Source organism: Micromonospora sp. LOL_013, from assembly GCF_048060315.1.
Lineage (GTDB): Bacteria > Actinomycetota > Actinomycetes > Mycobacteriales > Micromonosporaceae > Micromonospora_E.
Genome location: NZ_JBHMIQ010000028.1, coordinates 54,576 through 76,191 on the forward strand (window position 1 = coordinate 54,576; position 21,616 = coordinate 76,191).

Consider the following 21,616-nt stretch of genomic DNA (forward strand, 5'->3'; position numbering starts at 1 on the left):
ACGGGAGCCGACCGACGACCGCCGTACTGCGGTCGACCGATCCAGCGCAGCGCCACCGGGCGTACGCCCCCCGGCCGGGCAGCCGGGACGTCCGTCAGGTGCCGTCCGCCCTCTGCTCCCTGGAGACTTCCATGCGCAACGTCCCTCTCAGCAACCCCTGGTCCCAGCCCGGGAACCCCCGCCGAGCCCTGCTCGCGGCCGCGACTGCGGCGGCCACCGCGATCGGTGCCGGCGTGGCCACCACGATCCTCGCGCCGTCGGCCGCCGCGGCCGCCGGTTGCGCGGTCGACTACCGCGTCACCAGCCAATGGCCCGGTGGCTTCGGCGCCAGCGTGTCCGTGACCAACCTCGGTGACCCCGTCACATCCTGGCAGCTGACCTGGTCGTTCGGCGCCGGGCAGACGATCACCCAGGCGTGGAACGCGGCGGTGACGCAGAGCGGTGCCCAGGTCACCGCAGACAACGTCGGCTACAACGGGAACCTGGCCACCAACGCCAGCACCGAGTTCGGCTTCAACGGATCCTGGAACAACAGCAGCAATCCGGTGCCGACGACCTTCGCGTTCAACGGGACCACCTGCACCGGCGGCGTCGCGCCGACCACCGCACCACCCCCGACGACGGCACCCCCGACGACCGCCCCACCGACCACGGCGCCTCCGCCCACCACCTCGCCGCCGACGCCGGGGCCCGGCGCCAAGCAGATGGAGGACCTCGACCGTGGGCTGATCAGCGTCCGGTCCGGATCCGGCAACCTGGTCTCCTGGCGGCTGCTCGGCACCGAGGCCGCCGGTACCGGGTTCCACGTCTACCGTGGCTCCTCCCGGATCACCTCGTCGCCGGTCACCGCGTCGACCAACTACTACGACGCGGGTGCCGCGTCCAATGCCAGCTACACCGTCCGGGCGGTCGTCGCTGGCACCGAGCAGCCCGCGTCGCCAGCCTCGTTGATCTTCGCCAACGGTTACCTGGACGTGCCGCTGCAGGTGCCGCCGGGCGGCACCACCCCGTCCGGGGAGAGCTACAGTTACTCGGCTAACGACGCCAGCGTCGGCGACCTCGACGGTGACGGACAGTACGAGATCGTCCTGAAGTGGGACCCGTCCAACGCCAAGGACAACGCGCACTCCGGCTACACCGGCAACGTCTACGTCGACGGGTACCGGCTCGATGGGACTCGGCTGTGGCGCGTCGACCTGGGCCGCAACATCCGGGCAGGTGCCCACTACACCCAGTTCCAGGTGTACGACTACGACGGCGACGGCCGGGCCGAGGTGGCGATGAAGACCGCCGACGGCACCCGCGACGGCCGGGGCAATGTCATCGGCAACTCCGGCGCCGACTACCGCAACTCGTCGGGCTACGTGCTATCTGGTCCGGAGTTTCTGACCATGTTCGACGGTCGGACCGGTGCCGCCCTGTCCACCGTCAACTACGTGCCGGCCCGGGGCAACGTGTCGTCCTGGGGCGACTCGTACGGTAACCGGGTGGACCGGTTCCTCGCCGGCACCGCCTACCTGGACGGCCGGCGGCCGTCCCTGATCATGTCACGCGGCTACTACACCCGCACCGTCATCGCCGCCTGGGACTTCCGCAACGGAAGCCTCACTCAACGGTGGGTCTTCGACTCCAACTCGTCAGGCAACGGCAGCTACGCCGGGCAGGGCAACCATTCGCTGTCCATCGCGGACGTCGACCGCGACGGCCGCGACGAGATCGTTTTCGGCGGTGCCACCATCGACGACAACGGTCGCGGGCTGTGGAACACCAGCCTGAACCACGGCGACGCCGGACACCTCGGTGACCTCGACCCGGGGCGGTCCGGGCTGGAGTACTTCAAGGTCCAGGAGGACGGCTCGAAGCCGTCGTCGGCGCTGATCGACGCCCGCACCGGGCAGATCATCTGGCAGACACCGACCGGCGGGGACAACGGCCGGGGCGTGTCGGCGGACATCTGGGCAGGCAGCGCCGGTGCCGAATCCTGGTCGTCGGCCGTGTCCGAGCTGCGGTCGCCGACCGGTGGCAACGTCGGACGCAAGCCGTCGTCGGCCAACTTCGTGATTTGGTGGGACGGCGACCCCGTCCGGGAACTGCTCGACCGGACCCGGATCGACAAGTACGGCACCTCCGGCGACACCCGGCTGCTGACCGGCTCCGGGGTGGCGTCGAACAACGGCACCAAGGCGACCCCCGCTTTGTCGGCCGACCTGTTCGGCGACTGGCGGGAGGAGGTCATCTGGCGGACCAGCGACTCCCGCGCGTTGCGGATCTACGCCACACCGCACACCACTGACCGACGGATCCACACCCTGATGCACGACCCGCAGTACCGGGTGGCGGTCGCCTGGCAGAACACCGCCTACAACCAGCCGCCACACCCGTCGTTCTTCATTGGCGCCAACATGCCGGCACCACCGACGCCGAACGTCTACTTGAGGTGAATGTCTACCTTCTAGTGAGTCCGGCGGCCGGCTGAGTGAGCCGGCGGCCGTAGACGCGCCGACGGGGGACCGGAACCCGGTCCCCCGTCGGCGGACGCGACGACATCCACCCCACGCGTGATCTCGTGCGTCGAACCATCACCTGCCAGAGACGATAGCCAGCGGACCGTCGCGCGGCGGTGACCAGCTGATGAAGCTCCTGTTTCCGGCTATTGATCGCCGTCCGTGGGGTGGCCCGGGTCACCGGCCACCAGCTCGAACGAGCGCACCCGGTCGGCGACGTCGTACACCATCGTGGTCAACATCAGCTCGTCGGCACCGGTGCGCTCGCGCAACTCGTGCAGCGCCCGCCGGACCGTGTCGGGGGAGCCGACCGCCTGCTCCTCGTTGCGTTGGCGGATGAATTGCAGCTCGAGATCCGTGTACGGATAGGCGGCCGCTTCCTCCGGGCTGACCAGTGCCTCCGGCCGCCCGGCGCGCAGCCGCAGGAACGCCAGGGCGGCCGGGCCGGACAGCCACTCGGCCCGCTCGTCCGACTCGGCGCAGACGACGTTGACCGCGACCATCGCGTACGGCCGGTCCAACCACGCCGATGGGCGGAAATGCTGCCGGTACAGCGCGAGCGCCGGCAGCGTGTTGGCCGCACTGAAATGGTGTGCGAAGGAGAACGGCAGGCCCAGGGTGCCGGCGAGTTGGGCGCTGAATCCGCTGGAACCGAGCAGCCAGATCGCCGGTGACTGCCCGGCGTGTGGGGTCGCGGCGATCGGCCCGGCGTCACCGCGCAGATAGCCGATCAGGGTCGCCAGCTCCTGCGGGAACGTCTCAGCGCCCAGCCCGGCCACGGTGCGCCGCAGCGCCAGTGCGGTGGCCTGGTCGGTGCCCGGGGCCCGGCCGATGCCGAGATCGACCCGGCCCGGGTGCAGCGCCTCCAACGTGCCGAACTGCTCGGCGACCACCAACGGCGGATGGTTGGGCAGCATCACCCCGCCGGAGCCGACTCGGATCGTTGAGGTGGCCGCGGCCAGGTGGGCGAGCAGCACCGCCGGGGCCGAGCTGGCGATGGCGGGCATGTTGTGGTGCTCGGCCACCCACAACCGGTGGTAGCCGAGCTGCTCGACTCGGCGGGCCAGCTCGGTGGTGTGCCGCAGCGCTTCACCGACGGATCTGCCGGTGGCGACTGGGGCCACATCGAGGACGGAGAGCGGTACGTCGATCACACCTGTGCCCAACCCGGTGCCGCGCCCGGATCTTCCCGCCGCCCGGATTTCCCGGCATCGTCGGTTCGGCTAACCTCGGCGGCGAGCGGCAGCCGGCCGCCGCACAGACGAGGAGACTGGTCGATGCGGATCGTGGACGCCCGGGTTATTGTGACCTGCCCGGGCCGCAACTTCGTTACCTTGAAGATTGTCACCTCGGACGGTGTGACCGGCGTCGGCGACGCCACCCTCAACGGCCGCGAACTGGCCGTCGCCAGCTACCTGCGTGATCACGTGGTGCCGACGCTGATCGGTCGGGACGCGAGCCGGATCGAGGACACCTGGCAGTACCTGTACCGGGGTGCCTACTGGCGGCGCGGCCCGGTCACGATGAGCGCCATCGCGGCAGTCGACACCGCGCTGTGGGACATCAAGGGAAAAGTCGCCGGGCTACCGGTCTACCAGCTGCTCGGCGGTCGCTGCCGCGACGGGGTCACCGTCTACGGCCACGCCAACGCCGAGACGGTCCCCGAGGTGCTCGCCGAGGTGGCCCGCTACGTCGACCTCGGCTACCGGGCGGTACGCGTACAGACCGCCGTGCCCGGCCTGCCGGCGACGTACGGGGTCGGCAAGGACCGGATGTTCTACGAGCCGGCCGACGCCGCGATCCCCACCGAGACCACCTGGTCCACCGAGCGCTACCTGGTGCACACCCCGCAGGTCTTCGCGGCAGTACGCGACGAGTTCGGCCCGCACCTGAAGCTGCTGCACGACGCCCATCACCGGCTTACCCCGATCGAGGCGGCCCGGCTCGGCAAGGACCTGGAACCGTACCGGCTGACCTGGCTGGAGGACCCGGTCCCGGCCGAGCTGCAGGAGGGCTTCCGGCTGATCCGCCAGCACACGACCACCCCGATCGCCGTCGGCGAGGTCTTCAACACCATCTTCGACTGCCAGCAGCTGATCACCGAGCAGCTGATCGACTACGTCCGTACCACGGTGGTGCGCGCCGGCGGGATCAGCCACCTGCGCCGGATCTTCGACCTGGCCGCGCTGCACCACGTCCGCAGCGGATCGCACGGCGCCACCGACCTGTCGCCGGTCTGCATGGCCGCCGCGCTGCACGTCGACCTGAGCATCCCCAACTTCGGCCTGCAGGAGTACATGCGGCACACCGAGGCCACCGACGAGGTCTTCCCGCACTCGTACCACTACGCCGACGGCTACCTGCAGCCCGGTGAGGAACCCGGGCTCGGCGTCGACATCGACGAGTCCGCGGCGGCGCGCTACCCGTACGCGCCGGCGTCGCTGCCGGTCAACCGGCTCACCGACGGCAGCATGCACAACTGGTGACCCGACCAGGCCGGTCGGTTCCTCGCCGGCACGCATCGATGTGAGGCTGAGATACTCTACGACGCAGATGTAAGGTATCTCAGCCTCATATCAATGAAGCGGTGCGGCTCTTCTGGCTCAGCCGACGCACAGTGCTGCGGCCATGGGCGGTTGGTCGACCGGGTCACCGGATCGGCGCATCGCCCACAGCGGTGGGCCGCCGGCCGGCAGGTGCGCCACCCGGACGATCCGGTAGCCATGGCGTTCGTGAAACACCCGCTGTCGCTGGCTGCTCGCCTCCACCACGGCCGGCATCCCGATCCGGTCCAGCCGGGCATGATGCGCGGCGAGTAGCGCCGACCCGATGCCTCGCCGTCTCAGCCAGGGTGCCGCCGCCAGGAACGCCAGATGATGGTGTCGGCCTGTCGGCTCCACTCGGCCGGCGGTGCACGTGTAGTGCGCGTACGGTCCGTGCCGGTCGCCGCAGGCCCGCAACCGCCGCCGCTGGTGCTCTGCACCGAGGAGCCGGTCGAACGGGTGTGGGTACCAGATTGCCACCCCGTCGCAGTGCCCGGCCACATCGACGATGCCGTGCCGTACGCCGAACTCCAGCTCGGCGGTGAAGAACTGATGCATCGTCAGGTACCGCAGCGCATGGTCGTTGATCAGCCAGGACACCACCGGGTCCAGCACGCATTCCTGCGCCAGCAACTCAGCCAACGGATCAACATCAGCGGCTGTGGCGGTCCGTACGGTCAGCATGGCCGCCACGTCCACACCAGGAACCGGTCGAACAGCTCGGCCGCGGTGACGTCGGGCAGGTCGAACGCTGCCTCGGTCATCCGTTCAACCATGTACGTCGCCAACGAGACCGGCCCAGGGCCAGCGGTGGGCGGCGGTCAGGCCGGCACCGGCAGTGGTGGCAGTGGGCTGTGCAGGATCAGGCAGATGGTCCGCAGCAGCTCGACCTCCGGCACGGTCATCACCCCGTCGTGTCCGATCACCGCGACCGCCGCCGCCACCAGCCGGGCCTTCTCCACCGGGCGCAGTTCGTCGAGGAGCGGCCAGACCGATTCCAGCTCCAGTACGCCGCCCGCAGGCGGGGCGAACCGGGCGGCTGCCTGGGGCAGGGCGTGCGCCGCACCGGCGGCGAAGGCCCGCTGCGCGGCGGTCGGATCCGGGTGCCCGGCCTGGGCGAGCACGCTGAGCAGTGTCTGCACGGCCGGTTGGCTGGCGCGCAGCGTACGGCGGCCGTGGCCCGGCTGCGACGATGGCCGCAGCGATTCGCGCAGCTCATCGCCGACGAGCCGGGACAGGCAGTATTCGAAGACGCTGATCCGCCCGTCGGCCCGGACCAGGGTGGCCATCGCGTCGGCGAGCGTGTCGCGTTCGGCCGGTGACCGCTGCGCCAACGCGGGGAAGGCGATCTCGGCCAGCGGCAGCCGTAGCATCGGGTGCAGGCTGGCGGTCCGCGCACCGGCCTGCCAGGCGGCGTCAGCTAACGGGGTGCCGTACCGCTGGGTGATGGCGGCATGCTGGCCGGCGCGGACCTGCGGGTCGGCCGACAGCAGCAGGCCGAGGATCAACGGTGCCACTGTGTCCGGTCGACGGGCCTGCTCCGTCAGCTCCTGCGGGATCCGGGAGAGCAGGTCGGCGGCGTGTTGGTAGGCGCTCGCCGGCGGCGCGCCGATCCGGTCGACGACCTGGGCCGGGTCCATCGGCACCTGGGTGTCGTCGGCGGGCAACGCGGCGTCGGCGGGCAACGCGGCGCCGCCCGGGGTGCCGCCGGTCAGCCCGAGCGCGCGGTCCTCGGCCAGCCCGGACGGCGGGGCCGCCGCCCACCGCCGGGACAGCGTGGTCAGCTCGTCCGCGTCGAAGCTGGAATCGAGTGCCTTGATCCGGTCGATGATCGGCGGATGCGTCGAGAACAGCGCGGTCAGCCTGCCACCCGGCCCGAACAGCATGTGGCCGACCTCTTCGGACTTCGGACTATTCAGCTGTGACCCGGCGGGCAGCCCGGCGATCTTCTTGAGCGCACCGGCCAGCCCGGCGGTCTGCCGGGTGAACTGCACGGCCGAGGCATCGGCCAGGTACTCGCGCTGCCGGGACACCGACGCTTTGATCAGTCGGCCGACCAGCACACCGACGTACCCGGCGGCGACCATCGCCAGCCCGATCAGTGGTAGCGGGTTGCCGCCCCGGTTGTCGCTGCGGGAGCGGCCACCGCTGACGAATCCGGTGCGCAGTAGGCCACGGCCGATCACCGCCAGGAACAGGATGCCGAACAGCAGCCCCATCAGCCGGATGTTGAGTCGCATGTCGCCGTTGACCACGTGGCTGAACTCGTGGGCGATGACGCCCTGCAGTTCGTCGCGGTTGAGCCGCTCCAGCGTGCCCCGGGTGACCGCGATCGCCGCGTCCGAGGTCGACCAGCCGGCGGCGAACGCGTTGATCCCCTCCTCGCGCGGCAGCAGGTAGATCTCCGGAACCGGCACGCTGGAGGCGATGGCGATCTCCTCGACCACGTTGCGCAGCCGGCGCAGCTGCGGGTCGGTGGTGTCCGGCGGCACCGGTACGCCGCCGAGCTCCCGGGCCACCCGTCCGCCGCCACCGCGCAGCGTGACTGTGCGGACCAGCGCCGCCAGGCCGATCACCGCGACGGTCGCCAGGCTGGTCACCACCAGCATGCCGAGGAGCGCGGCCGGTTGCCGGGACGCGCCGTCGAAGACGACGAACACGGCGAGGTCGACCACGGCCACGATGCCGACCACGGCGAGCACGAACAGGGCGACCAGCCGGGCGGAGACCCGCCGGACCTGACGTTGCCGTTCGAAGAAGTTCATGCCGGTCAGAAGGTCACCCGGGGGGCCTGCCGCTGCTGCGGATCGTCGACCTCGAACAGGGCGGCCGGGCTGAATGAGAACATGTTCGCCACGATGCTGCCGGGGAAGCGCTCCCGCTTGTTGTTGTAGCCCATCACCGCGTCGTTGTAGGCCTGCCGGGCGAACGCGACCCGGTTCTCGGTCGAGGTCAGCTCCTCGGTCAGCTGCATCATGTTCTGGTTGGCCTTGAGGTCCGGGTACGCCTCGGAGAGCGCGAACAACCGGCCCAGGGTCTGGGTCAGCATGTTCTCGGCCCCGGCGAGCTGCTGCATCGCCGCCGGGTCACCCGGCTTGCCGGTCGCGGCGGCCTGCGCGTCGACCGCGCCGCCGCGGGCGGCGATCACCGCTTCGAGCGCCTCACGTTCGTGTCTCATGTACCCCTTGGCAACCTCGACGAGGTTGGGGATGAGGTCGTGGCGTCGGGTCAGCTGGACGTCGATCTGGGCGAACGCGTTCCGGAACGCGTTACGGGCAGTGACCAGTCCGTTGTACACTGCGACGCCGTACCCGGCGAAGACTGCCACAACTATACAAATCAGGCAGAAGAGCCCGATGGCCAGTTCCATGTCCTCCTGCTCCCTGCTTCGCCAGCGGTGGCGCAGCGACCCCGGCGGCCTGCACTGATAGCTCGCCCGAGCGTACGCCACCTGCACCGCAGCCGGGCCGAACCAGAGCGGCCGGTCAGGGCACCGGAGCGCGGGTGAGGTCGACCGGCCGTCCGTGCCGCCAGAGGTGTTCGAACTCGTCACGGAAGTGTCGGTACCACTGCAGACTGGCGGTGGTCAGCGTCATCATCGGTTCGGCTGCCGACGGGCGGTGTGAGTAGAGGTCGACGTGGATGCGTCCGGTCTCCTCGTCGGCGTCCAGCAGGATCATCCCCGACGCCGGCACGAGCGGCAGCAACCGTACCTCCAGGGAGCCGGTGCCGGGACGGGCGGTACGGGCCAGCTCGCGTAGCAGGTCGAGAGTAGGCCGGGCCCGGTTGACGAAGATGTCCCGGTCGTCCGGCAGGGTGGCCCGCCGGGCGGCCTCGGCCGGTACGGAGGTCGCCGGGTCGATGAGCGCGACCCTGATCCGGGCACCTGCGGCAAGCCGGCTGGCGATCTGGTCGACCTGGTTACGCAGGGTCCGGCCGAGGGTCACCCCGATGAGGGCGATGTCCTCGACGTCGGTGAGGTCGACGTCTGCACCAGAGGTCGAGGCCCGTAGCGACATCGCGCCGGAGGGCTGGACCGGCAGGTGCCGGATCAGCCGTACCGCGCCGTCCAGCCGGCGCACCACCTGGTCCAGCTGCCGGCGCTCCCCGGCCACCGTCGTGGTGAGCAGGGCCAGTGTTCCCAGCGTCGCGGCAGCCACGGTGGCGGTGTCGACCACGTCAAGGACGCCGAGCAGACCGAGCGCCAGGGCGAGCAGGACGGTGATCACGGTGTCCAGCCGGTGGCTGAACAGACCGCGCCTGCGCGGTGGCCAGGCGCGCGTCGGACCTGGCATCGCATCCTCCTGGTACGGCTGGTGCTGTCCGGACCGGGTCCGGACAGCACCTGTCAGCGGCGTGCGTCCCACAGGTAGGGCAGTACGCGGTGGAACGCCCGGGCGGCGTTTCGGGCCGCCAGGTCGTGGTCGCGGTGACCCTTCGCTGCGTCGGCATGGTCGGAAATGCCGCGGAGCACGAGCCAGCCGGTGAGCCCGGTACCGTCGGCGAACTCCTCCCGGAAGCCCTGCACGAGGCCACCGGATTCGGTCTCCACAGCGAGGCACTTCTCCTGGAAGTCATGCAAGAACGTACGGATCCGGGAATTTTCGTCGGTGATCACCGCGCTGCCGGAACCCAGCGGCCCGCGTCGTACGCGGAAGTCGCCGCCGTGGTCTGGTGAGGGAATCCGCAATGGCTCACCCTCGGTGCTGAACAGGTCGTTGACCGCGATGGTCAGCGCCGCCGTCAGCGCCGTCGACTCGCCCCGCCGGCGGGGACCGTCCGCGGTGTCCCGATGGTTGTCGTAGAAAATGATCTGGTCGGCGAGTACCACGTCGCCGACGTCGAGTTGGGCGCCGATGCCACCGGCGATGCCGACGAGGGCGATGATCGGCGGTGCGTACCAGTGCCGTAGCCGGGTGTAGGCGGCGGTGGCGGACAGTTGCCCTCGGTCCAGGGTCTGCATCAGCACCGCCGTGCGCGGCCCGTGCGGAGTCTCGAAGATGGCCTCATGCACCCGGGTTCCATCGGGGAGTACCCTCCGGCGGTACTCCCAGGCCTGCTGAAAGATATCGACGACCGCGCGCGTCTCCTGTGGCAGTACGGTCAGCACACCCAGATCGGCCCGCTGCTGCGCGGGGTCGGCCTCGGTTGACCGTTGTGCGGCGACGGGTTTGGTCTGCGCTGTGGTGCCGGAGACCGGGTTGAACGAGTCGGAGATGTCGCCGGTGTGCACATCCCCGCCGGCGTGGATACCGCTGTTGTGGCTGCTGGATGGCTGGTTCATCGCGCACTCACTTCCGGCCCGGGTTGAACGAGCTGGAGACGTCGCCGGTCTGCACGTCGCCACCGGCGTAGATGCCGCTGTTGATCAGGACGTTCGCGCGTTGGCGGAACTCAGTGACGTCCACCCCCTGATCGACGAGGAAGTCGAGGGTGGCGGCGACCAGGCGGCGGGTGACGATCTCCTGGTACTTCGCGACGTCCTGGTTCTGGAAGTCGTTCCGGACCTCGTCGAAGGTGGCCAGCTCGCGAATTCCGACCCGGGCGCCCCGGTCGATGCCGTACGGCAGGGCCGACCGACTCGTCGCGACGCGCCGGATCAGCGACCGTACGACGGTCCGGGCCAGGTTGGCCGGAGCCATAGCCACCACCTGCGGTGATTCGGCCAGACCGGACAGGGCGGCCCTGGCGTAGGGCAGTAGTCCGATGCTGCTGACGTCGTCGACGATCCGGTACTCGTCGCGGCACGGGGCCAGCGCGCAGGTGGCGATCTCGAGGTAGAGCGTGCGGCCCTGCAGCGCGAAGTGCGCGTACACGGTGGTGACCAGCTCGCCCCGCCAGGAGGTGACCTGGCAGGCAAGGTAGTGCCGGCGGGCGTCGCGCGGCTGCCGGATTATGTCCACCATCGCCGGTCCCCAGGTCATTTGGGCTAGTTCGGTGGTCTCGGTGCCCGCCGTAAAGACTTTGTCCACCACTGTCAGACCCGGCAACAGGTGCTCCGGCGAGTCCGTCTGACTGAGCGTCGCGAGCCGGTCCCGGACGTATCCGACGAGCTGCTCCGCAGCGAAAGGAAGTTCGTCGATTTCCCGCTGCGACTCGGAGGACTGGTCATCGAAGCCCTGTTGCGGGCGGATCATCCGGACGGCCAGGTCCGAGATTCCCAGGACCTTTCCCGATCCGACGAAGGGAGAGTAGCCGGAGTAGACAATGGTGTTCCCGCCCTGCTGCCGCAGGATCTCCTGGATCCGGCCGTCCGACGGCGGGGCCGGCGGACGGCTAGCGGGCCCATGCTGCGCGGCCTCGTGCCACCGGACGATGTTGGCGACAACGGTGGGCCCGAACGCGGCGCACAGAGCCGTCACGGCTCCGATATGGACGACTACCAGTACGCTCGTGACGGGGTCTTCGCCTTGGAACGCCTGACTGGTCACCAGGAGACTGGCGGAGCCGAAAAGCAGCGCCAGGAACAGCCAGAACGCGCCGATGCTGACCAGACTCGTGACGGCGGAGCCAACGATCCGGCTCAGCCGTCGCGACTCGTTGACGGCTGTCCGGTGCAGAGAGTCGCGGACCAACCGGACTATCGAGACAACCGACTGCACGGCGCCGAGCAGCATGCCGGTCGCTAGGATGCCGAACCCTCCGATGCAGAAACTGAGGAACAGCGTTCCGACGATGACGGAGTCCCGGATCGTGAGGATGCGCCCGGCCTGGCGGCAGTGCCCGAGCACGGTGCCGAGGTCGAACCCGTAGGACGGTGCCACCGCCCGGGTCGGCTGGTCGTACACCTCCCGTAGCGCGGCTCGGCAGAACCGCTCGTCAAGGTACGCACCGACGACGAGGTGTCGGGTAGCCGCAGCGGGCGCCACTGCCACCGCCGGTTGCGGCGGCGTTGCCGGTTGCGGCGTAGGCGGCCGCTGCGGTGGCACGGGGGAGAACTGATCGGTCATGGGGGTGACCTCCAGGGAGGGTGCTGACATCGGTTGGCGGGTTGGACGAACGATCGGGCGGTGCTCGGGCCGCCACGGTTAGGCGATAGATCTCGTCAAGATGACGAGATTAGTTACCAAGCGTAAGTGGGCAATCGGTTATCGTCAAGGTGACGATTGGATACACTCAGGCCGTGAACGGTCGAGGAGTAGTGACCCTAGTGTCACTGACGGTTGACCTGGTCGTGTTGACCGTGCGAGACGAGCGGTTGCACGTGCTGCTGATCGAACGAGGCAAGCCACCCTTCCTGGGCAGGACCGCCCTACCTGGAGGGTTCGTTGGCGCCACTGAGGACGCCGGCGCCGCCGCCCTGCGGGAGCTCGCCGAGGAGACCGGGATCGATGGCCGCGCCCTCCACCTCGAACAGCTGTACAGCTACACCGAGCCCGGGCGTGATCCGCGTGGCCGGGTGGTCAGCATCGCGTACCTCGCGCTCGCTCCGGACCTGCCGCTGCCGGCGGCCGGCACCGACGCGCGACACGCCAGGTGGACGCCGGTCGACGAGCTCGGCCCGGACGACCTCGCCTTCGACCACGCCGCGATCCTGGCCGACGGAGTCGAGCGGGCCCGCGCCAAACTGGAGTACACGACGCTGGCGACGGCGTTCTGCCCGCCAACCTTCACCATCACCGAGCTGCGGCGGGTGTACGAGGTGGTGTGGGGGATGGGCATCGATCCCCGCAACTTCCACCGGAAGGTGGTCAACGCCGACGACTTTCTGGTCCCTACCGGCCACCGCCGGGTGACCGACGTGGGCCGACCCGCCGCGCTCTACCGTGCCGGTGGGGCGACCGAGCTCTACCCGCCGATGCTGCGAAGCGGAAGCGGGGAGACAGCGGCAGGACAGCGCTGACATCGAGTCCGGCCCGCCGGACCGGAAGGGTCGCGTCCTGCTGGGTGGTGCCCCCGGTGGGATTCGAACCCACACTGTCGGAGGTTTGAGCTCCGTCTCTCTACCGGTTGGAGTACGGGGACCTTTGTCGGGTCTGGGGCCTGGCTATGCCAAGCCTACCTACTACGCTGAAGGCGGCGACACCCAACCCGGTGGGTGTCGGGTGGCAAGCGTTGGGGGTAGGGGTACGTGGCCGACACGCAGGCGGGTGCCGAGCGCAGGCGGGTGCTGATCGCGGAGGACGAGGCGCTGATCCGCCTCGATCTGGCGGAGATGCTCCTGGAGGAGGGCTACGACGTGGTTGGCGAGGCCGGGGACGGCGAGACGGCCGTCCGGCTCGCCGAGGAGCTCAAGCCCGACCTGGTCATCCTTGACATCAAGATGCCGATCATGGACGGGTTGGCGGCGGCCGAGCGGATCGCCGGTGGCCGGATCGCCCCGGTGGTCATCCTCACCGCCTTCAGCCAGCGGGACCTGGTGGAGCGGGCCCGGGCGGCGGGTGCGATGGCGTACCTGGTGAAGCCGTTCCAGAAGAGTGACCTGGTGCCGGCGATCGAGATCGCGCTGTCCCGCTACTCCGAGGTGGCCGCGCTGGAGTCCGAGGTCGCCGGGCTGACCGACCGGCTGGAGACCCGCAAGGTCGTCGAGCGGGCCAAGGGCATGTTGATGACCTCCTACGGCATGACCGAGCCGCAGGCGTTCAAGTGGATCCAGCGGATGGCGATGGACCACCGGATGACCATGCGGGACGTCGCCGACCGGATCCTGGCCGAGACGCCCGGTGAGGCCGCCAGCCAGCAGCAGCAGTAGTGAGACGAGCCCGGGATCGACGTCGGGGGATGACAGCCGACGCGTGTTACAGCCATACGGGCAGTCAGGCCACGCTACGTAACGTTTTTGTCAACGGCCCTTCCTGGACCTTACGGCGTGCCAGGCAGGTGGGATAGCGTCCCGCCCCAAGGCCGGGATAGCGGCCGGGTGCGTGCTTCCCGCAAGAGCCAATCGGCAGTGGGTGGTTCGGGCCAATTGGATCTAGGAGGGTTTCGAGCCTTGAAGCGTAATCTTGTCCGCGTGCTCGGCGGCGTCGCCATGATGGCGCTCGTCGCGGGCGGCGCCGCCTGCGGCAGCGGCGATGGCGACACCACGGAAGCTGGCGGCGATGCGTGTGGTTACAAGATCGCCTTTTTCGGGGCGCTGACCGGCCCCTCGGCGGCGCTCGGCATCAACGAGAACAACGGCGCGGCGCTCGCGGTCGAGCAGTACAACGAGGCGAACCCGGACTGCAAGGTCGAGCTGGTTGGGCTGGACTCGCAGGGCAGCCCGGACCAGGCGCCGGGCCTGGCCCAGCGGGCCATCGACGACGACAAGATGCTCGGCATCGTCGGTCCGGCGTACTCCGGTGAGTCGGAAGCGGCCGGTCCGCTGTTCGCCGAAGCCGGGCTGGTCACCATCACCCCGTCGGCGACCCGGCCCAGCCTGGCCGACCAGGGCTGGCCGACCTTCTTCCGGGGCGTCGGCAACGACCTGAGCCAGGGTCCGGCCGCCGGTGTCTACATCCGTGACGTGCTGAACGCGGAGAAGGTCTTCGTCATCGACGACCAGTCGGCGTACGGCGCCGGGCTGGCCGACGAGGTCAAGAACGTCCTCGGTGACCTGGTTGTCGACTCCGACAAGGTCCAGGGCGAGGGCAAGCAGGTCGACTTCTCCGCGACCGTCACCAAGGTGCGTTCCTCGGAGGCGGACGCAATCTTCTTCGGTGGCTACTACCAGGAGGCCGGCCTGATCCGTAAGCAGCTCACCGACACGGGCGTCACCGCGACGATGGTTGCCGGTGACGGCGTCAACGACCCGGCGTTCATCGAGTCGGCCGGAGCGGCTGCGGCCGAGGGCACCATTCTCACCTGCCCCTGCCAGCCGGCAACCGAGGCGCGGGGTAGCTTCGCCGCCGACTACGAGGCGCTGCACGGCAGCCAGCCGGGCACCTACAGCGACACCGCCTACGACGCGGCGAACATCATGCTCGAGGGCATCAAGGAGGGCAACACCACCCGCGAGGCACTGCTCGAGTGGGTGCGTGGCTACGAGGGCGAAGGCGTCGCGGCCAGCTACAAGTTCGACGAGAAGGGCGAGATGGACGTCAACCAGGTTGTCGTCTGGGCGTTCAAGGTCGTCGACGGCGAGGTCGTGGCGGACCAGGAGATCCCCAAGCCCTGATCCGCCCGATCGGCGAGATCAGCTGTCTAGCGGGTGCGGCCGGGAGCACGCTCCCGGCCGCACCCGACTCTTTTCCCAGCCCTCGATGGAGCACCCTCCTTGGACGTCAACGGACTGCTCTCGAACTTCGGAGAGCTCACCACGACCGGCTTGACACAGGGCGCCATCTATGCCCTGGTCGCGCTGGGCTACACGCTGGTCTACGGCGTGCTCAGACTCATCAACTTCGCCCACTCCGAGGTCTTCATCGCCGGCGCGTTCGCCGCGCTGTGGACCTGGGGCGCGCTCGGCCTGACCCAGGACTCGGTGGTCAGCGGAGTGGGCCAGATCGTCTTCTACTTCCTGATCGCGATGGTCGCCGCGGCGCTGGCGTCGGCAGCGACCGCGACCCTGGTCGAACGGGTCGCGTACCGGCCGTTGCGCAAGCGCAACGCGCCGCCGCTGGCCTTCCTGATCACCGCGATCGGCGCATCCATCGTGATGGCCGAGGCGTTCGGGATCTACACCCGGCGGTTGCCGCAGGGCCTGCCGACCATCGTCAGCAACGAGACGTGGTTCACCGTCGCCGGCGTGCCGGTCAGCATCGTGCAGGTGCTGACCGTCGTCGCGGCGCTGGGCATGATGATCGGCCTTGACTTCTTCATCAACCGCAGCCGAATGGGCCGGGGCGTGCGGGCGGTCGCCCAGGACCCGAACACAGCCGCGCTGATGGGGGTCAACAAGGACCGGATCATCATGATCATCTTCGTGATGGGCGGCCTGATGGCCGGTGTCGCCGGCCTGCTCTACAACGTCCGCATCGGGGTGCTCACCTACAGTGTCGGTTTCCTGCTCGGGCTCAAGGCGTTCACCGCCGCCGTGCTCGGCGGGATCGGCAACCTGCGCGGTGCGCTGCTTGGCGGCTTCCTGCTCGGCGTGGTCGAGAACTACGCCTCCGGCCTGTTCGGTACGCAGTGGAAGGACTTCGTGGCCTTCGCCGTGCTGGTCGTCCTGCTGATGTTCCGGCCGACCGGCCTGCTCGGCGAATCCCTGGGGAGGGCGCGGGTATGACCAGTCTGCGGACCAAGCTGCACGACGCACGCGGCCAGCTCGCCGACCGCTGGCACCAGATGCCCAAGTGGACCCGCTGGGTGCTGATCGCCGCCGTGGTGGTGTTCTTCTACGCCCTGCCCAACGAAGGCTTCTATCAGCACCTCGGGCCGATCCCGACCACCGAGTCCAACTTCGGTCAGGTGCTGTTCACCGTCTCCATCTACGTGCTGCTGGCGGTCGGGCTGAACATCGTGATCGGTTTCGCCGGCCTGCTCGACCTCGGGTACTTCGGCTTCTTTGCCGTCGGGGCGTACACGGTCGCGGTGCTCACCTCACCCAGCAGCGACCTCCAGACGCTCTGGCAGTGGGAGATGGCGCTGCCACTGGCGATCGGCATCACGATGATCTCCGGTCTGATGCTCGGCACCCCGACCCTGCGGCTGCGCGGCGACTACCTGGCGATCGTCACCCTCGGCTTCGCCGAGATGATCCGGATCGCCGCGGTCAGCTCCGAGTTCCTCAAGGGCCAGCGCGGGCTCAACCAGATCCCGCACCCGCCCGGCGAGTACGCCGACGGCAAACCGGTCTTCGGCGTACTCGATGCCCGCCCGTACTACTGGCTGGTGCTCACCCTGATCATCGTGGTGGTGATCCTGGTCAGCAACCTCAACCGCAGCCGGGTCGGCCGGGCCTGGGTCTCGATCCGGGAGGACGAGGACGCCGCCCAGCTGATGGGGGTGCCCACCTTCAAGTTCAAGCTGTGGGCGTTCGCCATGGGCGCGGCGATCGGTGGCCTGGCCGGCGCGTTGTTCGCCGGCAAGCAGAACTTCGTCAGCTCGCAGAACTTCGAGCTGCTCAACTCGATCATCATCCTGGCGGCGGTGATCCTCGGTGGCTCCGGCAACATCGTCGGCGCGATCGTCGGCGGCGGCCTGGTGGCGTACCTGATCGAACGCTTCCGGGGCATCGAGATGTTCGGCATCGAACTCTACGAGTACCGGTTCCTGGTCTTCGGCCTGACTCTCGTGGTCATGATGATCTTCCGGCCGCAGGGCCTGATCGCCAACCGGCGACGATCCGCCGAGTTCAAGGACCGCCGTAAGGAGGTGGCCGTCGGTGGCTGACACCGAAGCGACCGGGACCGGCCCGACCGCCGCGACCCGCGAACCCCTGCTCGAGGTCGACCACGTCACGCTGCGCTTCGGCGGCGTGGTCGCCCTGGACGACGTGAACTTCACCCTCTACAAGGGCGAGATCCTCGGTCTGATCGGACCGAACGGGGCCGGCAAGACGACCTGCTTCAACGCGATGACCGGCATCTACCGGCCGACCGAGGGCGAGATCCGGTTCCGCGGTCAGCGGATCACCGGCAAGAAGCGCCACCAGATTACCAAGATGGGCATGGCCCGGACGTTCCAGAACATCCGGCTCTTCCCCGAGATGACCGCCCTGGAGAACGTTCAGGTCGGCGCGGACGCCCACCACAAGACCAGCGTCGTCTCGGCGATGCTACGGCTGCCGAGGCACTGGCGCGAGGAACGTGACGGCCGGGAGAAGGCCCGCGAGCTGCTGGACTTCGTCGGCATCGGCCACCGGATCAACGAGATGGCCCGCAACCTGTCGTATGGCGAACAGCGGCGGCTGGAGATCGCCCGGGCGCTGGCCACCAGCCCGGCGCTGCTCTGCCTCGACGAGCCGGCGGCCGGGTTCAACCCGGCGGAGAAGGAGGAGCTGCTCCAGCTGATTCGGCAGATCCGCGACCGGGGCGTCACCGTGCTGCTGATCGAGCACGACATGCGTCTGGTCATGGGGGTCACCGACCGGATCGTGGTGCTGGAGTTCGGAAAGAAGATCGCCGAAGGCCTGCCCGCCGAGGTGCGGGACGACCACCGGGTGATCGCCGCCTATCTGGGAGTGCCCGACGATGTTGCTTGAGATCGACGACGTCAGCCTGCTGTACGGGCGGATCCAGGCGCTGCACGGCATCAGCCTGACGGTGAACGAGGGCGAGATCGTCGCCCTGATCGGTGCCAACGGCGCCGGCAAGTCCACCACCATGCGGGCGATCTCCGGCATCCGGCCGATCGCCGCCGGGCGGATCACCTTCGACGGCGAGGACATCTCCAAGCTCCGGGCCGACCTGCGGGTCCGGCGCGGACTGTGCCAGGCACCGGAGGGCCGGGGCATCTTCCCCGGCATGACGGTGCTGGAGAACCTCGACATGGGGGCGTACACCCGGCGCGACCGCGCCGGTATCGCCGCCGATCTGGACCGGGTGCTGGGCCTGTTCCCCCGGCTGGCCGAGCGCCGCAGGCAGCACGGCGGCACGCTGTCCGGCGGCGAGCAGCAGATGCTCGCCGTGGGCCGCGCGCTGATGAGCCGCCCGAAGCTGCTGCTGCTCGACGAGCCGTCGATGGGGCTCGCCCCGATGCTGATCCAGCAGATCTTCGACATCATCGTGGAGATCAACCAGCAGGGCACCACGGTCCTGCTGGTCGAGCAGAACGCCCAACAGGCGTTGTCCCGGGCGCACCGCGCGTACGTGCTGGAGACCGGTCGGATCGTCAAGTCCGGCACCGGCGCCGACCTGCTGCACGACCCGGCCGTCAAGGAGGCGTACCTCGGTGTCGCCTGACCCGGCACCGGTACGACCCGACCACCCCCTCGGAGGAAACGTGACCACCTCACATCACCGGATCCGGCGGGCCGCCGCCGGCTTCGCCGGGGCGCTCGCTCTCCTGCTGGCCGTCGCCGGCTGCGGTGAGCAGGACAGCGTCGAACAGCCCGGCGGCGACGCGCCGAGCGCGTCGGCCGACGACGAACTGGCCGCGCTCGTCCCCGACGAGATCAAGGCCGACGGCAAGATCCTGGTCGGCGTCGACGCGACCTACGCTCCGGCGGAGTTCCTCGACACCGACGGAAGCACCGTCATCGGGTTCGACGTCGACCTGTTCAACACCGTCGCGGGCAAGCTCGGCCTGACCACTGAGTACGTGCCCAGTCAGTTCGACGACATCATCCCCGGGGTGATGTCCGGCAAGTACGAGATCGGGGTCTCCTCGTTCACCATCAACGACGAGCGCAAGGCCCAGGTCGACATGGTGTCGTACTTCTCGGCCGGCACCCAGTGGGCGTCGCGGGCCGGGGAACCGGTCGACCCGGACGACGCCTGCGGCAAGCGGGTGGCGGTCCAGGCCGGCACCGTGCAGGTGGAGGACATCGAGGCCCGCTCGGCGGCGTGCGTTGACGCCGGTGACCCGGAGATCGTCATCGAACAGTTCCAGGGGCAGGACCAGGCGACCACCTCGGTGGTCTCCGGAAAGAACGACGCCATGCTGGCCGACTCGCCGGTCTGCGCGTACGCGGTTCAGCAAACCAACGGCGAGCTGGAACTGTCCGGCGACATCTACGACTCGGCGCCGTACGGCTACGTGGTGGCCCAGGACCAGACCGGGTTCGCCGAGGCGTTGGCCGAGGCGCTTGACGCGATCATCGCCGACGGCGGCTACGAGCAGGCGCTGAGCAACTGGGGCGTCGAGGCGGGCGGGATCACCGACCCGGCCGTCAACCCCTGAGCCCCGGCTGCCGATGTCCGCGGCCAACCCTTCCTCCCCGGACGGCGTGACGCCGTCTGGGGAGGCACCCCCACCCGGGCCGCCCTCGCCCGAGTCCGGGCCGCCTCCGCGTGGGTCCGGGCCGCCTCCGCGTGGGTCCGGGCCGCCGGAGCCGGCCCGTGACCGACCCGAGCCGATCCGGGCGGTGCCGGTGCGCCGGCCGGGCCGCTGGTTGGCGGTCGGCGTGCTCGCCGTACTCGCCGCGATGTTCGTCCACCTGCTGGTCACCAACGACCGGTTCCAGTGGACGTTCATGGTCGACAACATGTTCCGGCCGCCGATCGTCGAAGGCGTGCGGACCACCATCACGATGACCCTGCTCGCGATGGTGATCGGCGTCGCGCTCGGGGTGCTGGTCGCGGTGCTGCGGCTGTCCGGCAACCCGGTCCTGGCCGGCGTCGCCTGGCTCTACACCTGGTTCTTCCGGGCGGTACCCCGGGTGGTGCTGCTGGTGCTCTTCGGCAACCTCGGCATCCTCTGGGAACGGCTGGAGTTCGGGCTGCCGTTCGACCGGCAACTCGGCGCGCTGTTCGGCGTCACCGACTTCGAGGCCCGGATCTGGGGCTTCGACGCCCGGACCGCGATCAGTGGTTTCGTCGCCGGCCTGCTCGGGCTGGCGCTGTCCGAGGCCGCCTACATGGCGGAGATCGTCCGCGCCGGCATTGGCTCGGTCGACCCCGGCCAGGCCGAGGCGTGCGCCGCGCTCGGCATGAGCCAGGGTCTGACCCTGCGTCGGGTGGTGCTGCCCCAGGCGATGCGGGTGATCGTGCCGCCGACCGGAAACGAGACCATCGCGATGCTCAAGGACACCTCGCTGCTGGCCTTCGTACCGGTCACCAACGAGCTGTTCTTCCAACTGTCGGCGGTCGGCTCGCGGACCTTCCAGGTCTTTCCGATGCTGGTCGCCGCCTGCCTGTGGTATCTGGCGCTGACCAGCGTGCTGATGGTCGGCCAGTCCTTCGTCGAACGGCGGTTCTCCCGCGGCTTCGGCACCGTTGCTGCGAAGGGGACCTGATGACCGCGCCGCCCGTCGGGTCGGACACCCTGATGGTGCACGCCGAGAACGTGCACAAGTCGTTCGGCTCGGTCGACGTGCTCACCGGGGTGGACCTGGCGGTCCGGCCCGGTGAGGTGTGCTGCGTGATCGGGCCGTCCGGCTCCGGCAAGTCGACCTTCCTACGCTGCATCAACCACCTGGAGAAGATCGACGCCGGGCGGATCCGGGTGGACGGGGAACTGGTCGGCTACCGGCAGCGGCGCGGCAGACTGCACGAGCTGCCCGCCCGGGAGGTGGCCGCGCAGCGCCAGCAAATCGGCATGGTGTTCCAGCGGTTCAACCTGTTTCCGCACATGACCGCGCTGGACAACGTGATGGAGGCGCCGCTGCGGGTCCGCCGCCAGCCCCGGCCGGCGGTCCGTGAGCTGGCGGCGGCGCTGCTGGACCGGGTTGGTCTGGCGGACCGGGCGGACGCCTACCCGGGGCAGCTGTCCGGCGGGCAGCAGCAGCGGGTGGCGATCGCCCGCGCGCTGGCCATGCGGCCCAAGCTGATGCTGTTCGACGAGCCGACCAGCGCGCTGGACCCGGAACTCGTCGGCGAGGTGCTGGACGTGATGCGGGACCTGGCCCGGGACGGGATGACGATGATCGTGGTGACCCACGAAATCGGTTTCGCCCGGGAGGTCGGTGACTCGCTGGCCTTCATGGACGGCGGGGTGGTGGTCGAGTCGGGCGTACCCCGGCAGGTCCTGGCCGACCCGCGGCACGACCGGACCCGAGCCTTCCTCAGCAAGGTGCTGTGACCCTGCCGAGCCGCCCGGCACGGTGTC

Annotated in this window: 19 protein-coding genes and 1 tRNA gene; 12 read left to right on the forward strand and 8 right to left on the reverse strand. The window is 69.4% G+C overall.

Annotation, left to right across the window (positions count from 1 at the left end; all coding sequences use genetic code 11):
* Positions 1–131 precede the first annotated feature (131 nt).
* Positions 132–2,441, forward strand: coding sequence for a cellulose binding domain-containing protein (locus ACFHWS_RS19300; protein WP_416568710.1), 2,310 nt, complete (start codon positions 132–134; stop codon positions 2,439–2,441).
* 209 nt (positions 2,442–2,650) lie between these two features.
* On the opposite strand, the gene ACFHWS_RS19305 is transcribed toward ACFHWS_RS19300, so the two are convergent.
* Positions 2,651–3,658 carry an LLM class flavin-dependent oxidoreductase gene (locus ACFHWS_RS19305; RefSeq protein ID WP_416568711.1) on the reverse strand — a complete coding sequence of 336 codons (1,008 nt, stop codon included), beginning with the start codon at positions 3,656–3,658 and terminating at the stop codon, positions 2,651–2,653.
* Between the two features lie 123 nt (positions 3,659–3,781).
* On the opposite strand from ACFHWS_RS19305, the gene manD reads away from it, so the two are divergent.
* A complete protein-coding gene (gene manD, locus ACFHWS_RS19310) occupies positions 3,782–4,990 on the forward strand; it encodes a D-mannonate dehydratase ManD (protein WP_416555562.1) in 1,209 nt (402 codons plus the stop codon).
* Positions 4,991–5,107: 117 nt separating this feature from the next.
* Here the strand turns inward: manD and ACFHWS_RS19315 are convergent, their stop codons facing one another.
* The 6 genes from ACFHWS_RS19315 to ACFHWS_RS19340 all read right to left on the reverse strand — a co-directional run bounded on the left by ACFHWS_RS19315 (position 5,108) and on the right by ACFHWS_RS19340 (position 11,997).
* A complete protein-coding gene (locus tag ACFHWS_RS19315; RefSeq protein WP_416568712.1) occupies positions 5,108–5,689 on the reverse strand; it encodes a GNAT family N-acetyltransferase in 582 nt (193 codons plus the stop codon).
* A gap of 179 nt (positions 5,690–5,868) precedes the next feature.
* Positions 5,869–7,812, reverse strand: a complete 1,944-nt coding sequence (locus tag ACFHWS_RS19320) for a M48 family metallopeptidase (RefSeq protein WP_416555557.1) — start codon at positions 7,810–7,812, stop codon at positions 5,869–5,871.
* A 5-nt stretch (positions 7,813–7,817) separates the two neighbouring features.
* On the reverse strand, positions 7,818–8,417 hold the full coding sequence (locus ACFHWS_RS19325; RefSeq protein ID WP_416555555.1) for a LemA family protein: 600 nt from the start codon (positions 8,415–8,417) through the stop codon (positions 7,818–7,820).
* 115 nt (positions 8,418–8,532) lie between these two features.
* Positions 8,533–9,342, reverse strand: coding sequence for a hypothetical protein (locus ACFHWS_RS19330; RefSeq protein ID WP_416555553.1), 810 nt, complete (start codon positions 9,340–9,342; stop codon positions 8,533–8,535).
* Positions 9,343–9,395: 53 nt separating this feature from the next.
* Complete coding sequence (locus tag ACFHWS_RS19335; protein WP_416555551.1) at positions 9,396–10,331, reverse strand: hypothetical protein; 936 nt, start codon at positions 10,329–10,331, stop codon at positions 9,396–9,398.
* A 7-nt stretch (positions 10,332–10,338) separates the two neighbouring features.
* Positions 10,339–11,997: a hypothetical protein gene (locus ACFHWS_RS19340; RefSeq protein ID WP_416555549.1), complete on the reverse strand. Its 1,659-nt coding sequence runs from the start codon at positions 11,995–11,997 to the stop codon at positions 10,339–10,341.
* A 200-nt stretch (positions 11,998–12,197) separates the two neighbouring features.
* On the opposite strand from ACFHWS_RS19340, the gene ACFHWS_RS19345 reads away from it, so the two are divergent.
* Positions 12,198–12,890: an NUDIX hydrolase gene (locus tag ACFHWS_RS19345; protein ID WP_416555547.1), complete on the forward strand. Its 693-nt coding sequence runs from the start codon at positions 12,198–12,200 to the stop codon at positions 12,888–12,890.
* 45 nt (positions 12,891–12,935) lie between these two features.
* Here ACFHWS_RS19345 and ACFHWS_RS19350 read toward each other — a convergent pair.
* Positions 12,936–13,012, reverse strand: a tRNA-Leu gene (locus tag ACFHWS_RS19350).
* Positions 13,013–13,118: 106 nt separating this feature from the next.
* On the opposite strand from ACFHWS_RS19350, the gene ACFHWS_RS19355 reads away from it, so the two are divergent.
* The 9 genes from ACFHWS_RS19355 (at position 13,119) to ACFHWS_RS19395 (ending at position 21,589) form a co-directional block, all read left to right on the forward strand.
* Positions 13,119–13,739: an ANTAR domain-containing response regulator gene (locus ACFHWS_RS19355; protein WP_416555545.1), complete on the forward strand. Its 621-nt coding sequence runs from the start codon at positions 13,119–13,121 to the stop codon at positions 13,737–13,739.
* Positions 13,740–14,018: 279 nt separating this feature from the next.
* Positions 14,019–15,143 carry a branched-chain amino acid ABC transporter substrate-binding protein gene (locus ACFHWS_RS19360; protein WP_416555643.1) on the forward strand — a complete coding sequence of 375 codons (1,125 nt, stop codon included), beginning with the start codon at positions 14,019–14,021 and terminating at the stop codon, positions 15,141–15,143.
* 99 nt (positions 15,144–15,242) lie between these two features.
* On the forward strand, positions 15,243–16,193 hold the full coding sequence (locus ACFHWS_RS19365) for a branched-chain amino acid ABC transporter permease (RefSeq protein WP_416555543.1): 951 nt from the start codon (positions 15,243–15,245) through the stop codon (positions 16,191–16,193).
* Entirely contained in the window at positions 16,190–17,299 is a 1,110-nt protein-coding gene (locus tag ACFHWS_RS19370; protein ID WP_416555541.1) for a branched-chain amino acid ABC transporter permease, read from the forward strand. The genes ACFHWS_RS19365 and ACFHWS_RS19370 overlap by 4 nt, the downstream gene beginning before the upstream one ends.
* A complete protein-coding gene (locus ACFHWS_RS19375) occupies positions 17,292–18,110 on the forward strand; it encodes an ABC transporter ATP-binding protein (RefSeq protein WP_416555539.1) in 819 nt (272 codons plus the stop codon). The genes ACFHWS_RS19370 and ACFHWS_RS19375 overlap by 8 nt, the downstream gene beginning before the upstream one ends.
* Positions 18,100–18,810 carry an ABC transporter ATP-binding protein gene (locus ACFHWS_RS19380; protein ID WP_281550460.1) on the forward strand — a complete coding sequence of 237 codons (711 nt, stop codon included), beginning with the start codon at positions 18,100–18,102 and terminating at the stop codon, positions 18,808–18,810. Before ACFHWS_RS19375 ends, ACFHWS_RS19380 begins: the two co-directional genes overlap by 11 nt.
* A 40-nt stretch (positions 18,811–18,850) precedes the next feature.
* The gene (locus ACFHWS_RS19385) at positions 18,851–19,750 is read left to right on the forward strand and encodes an ABC transporter substrate-binding protein (RefSeq protein WP_416555536.1); all 900 of its coding nucleotides are present in this window, start codon (positions 18,851–18,853) and stop codon (positions 19,748–19,750) included.
* Between the two features lie 184 nt (positions 19,751–19,934).
* Positions 19,935–20,804, forward strand: a complete 870-nt coding sequence (locus ACFHWS_RS19390; RefSeq protein ID WP_416555535.1) for an amino acid ABC transporter permease — start codon at positions 19,935–19,937, stop codon at positions 20,802–20,804.
* A complete protein-coding gene (locus ACFHWS_RS19395) occupies positions 20,804–21,589 on the forward strand; it encodes an amino acid ABC transporter ATP-binding protein (protein ID WP_416555533.1) in 786 nt (261 codons plus the stop codon). The genes ACFHWS_RS19390 and ACFHWS_RS19395 overlap by 1 nt, the downstream gene beginning before the upstream one ends.
* Positions 21,590–21,616 lie beyond the last annotated feature (27 nt).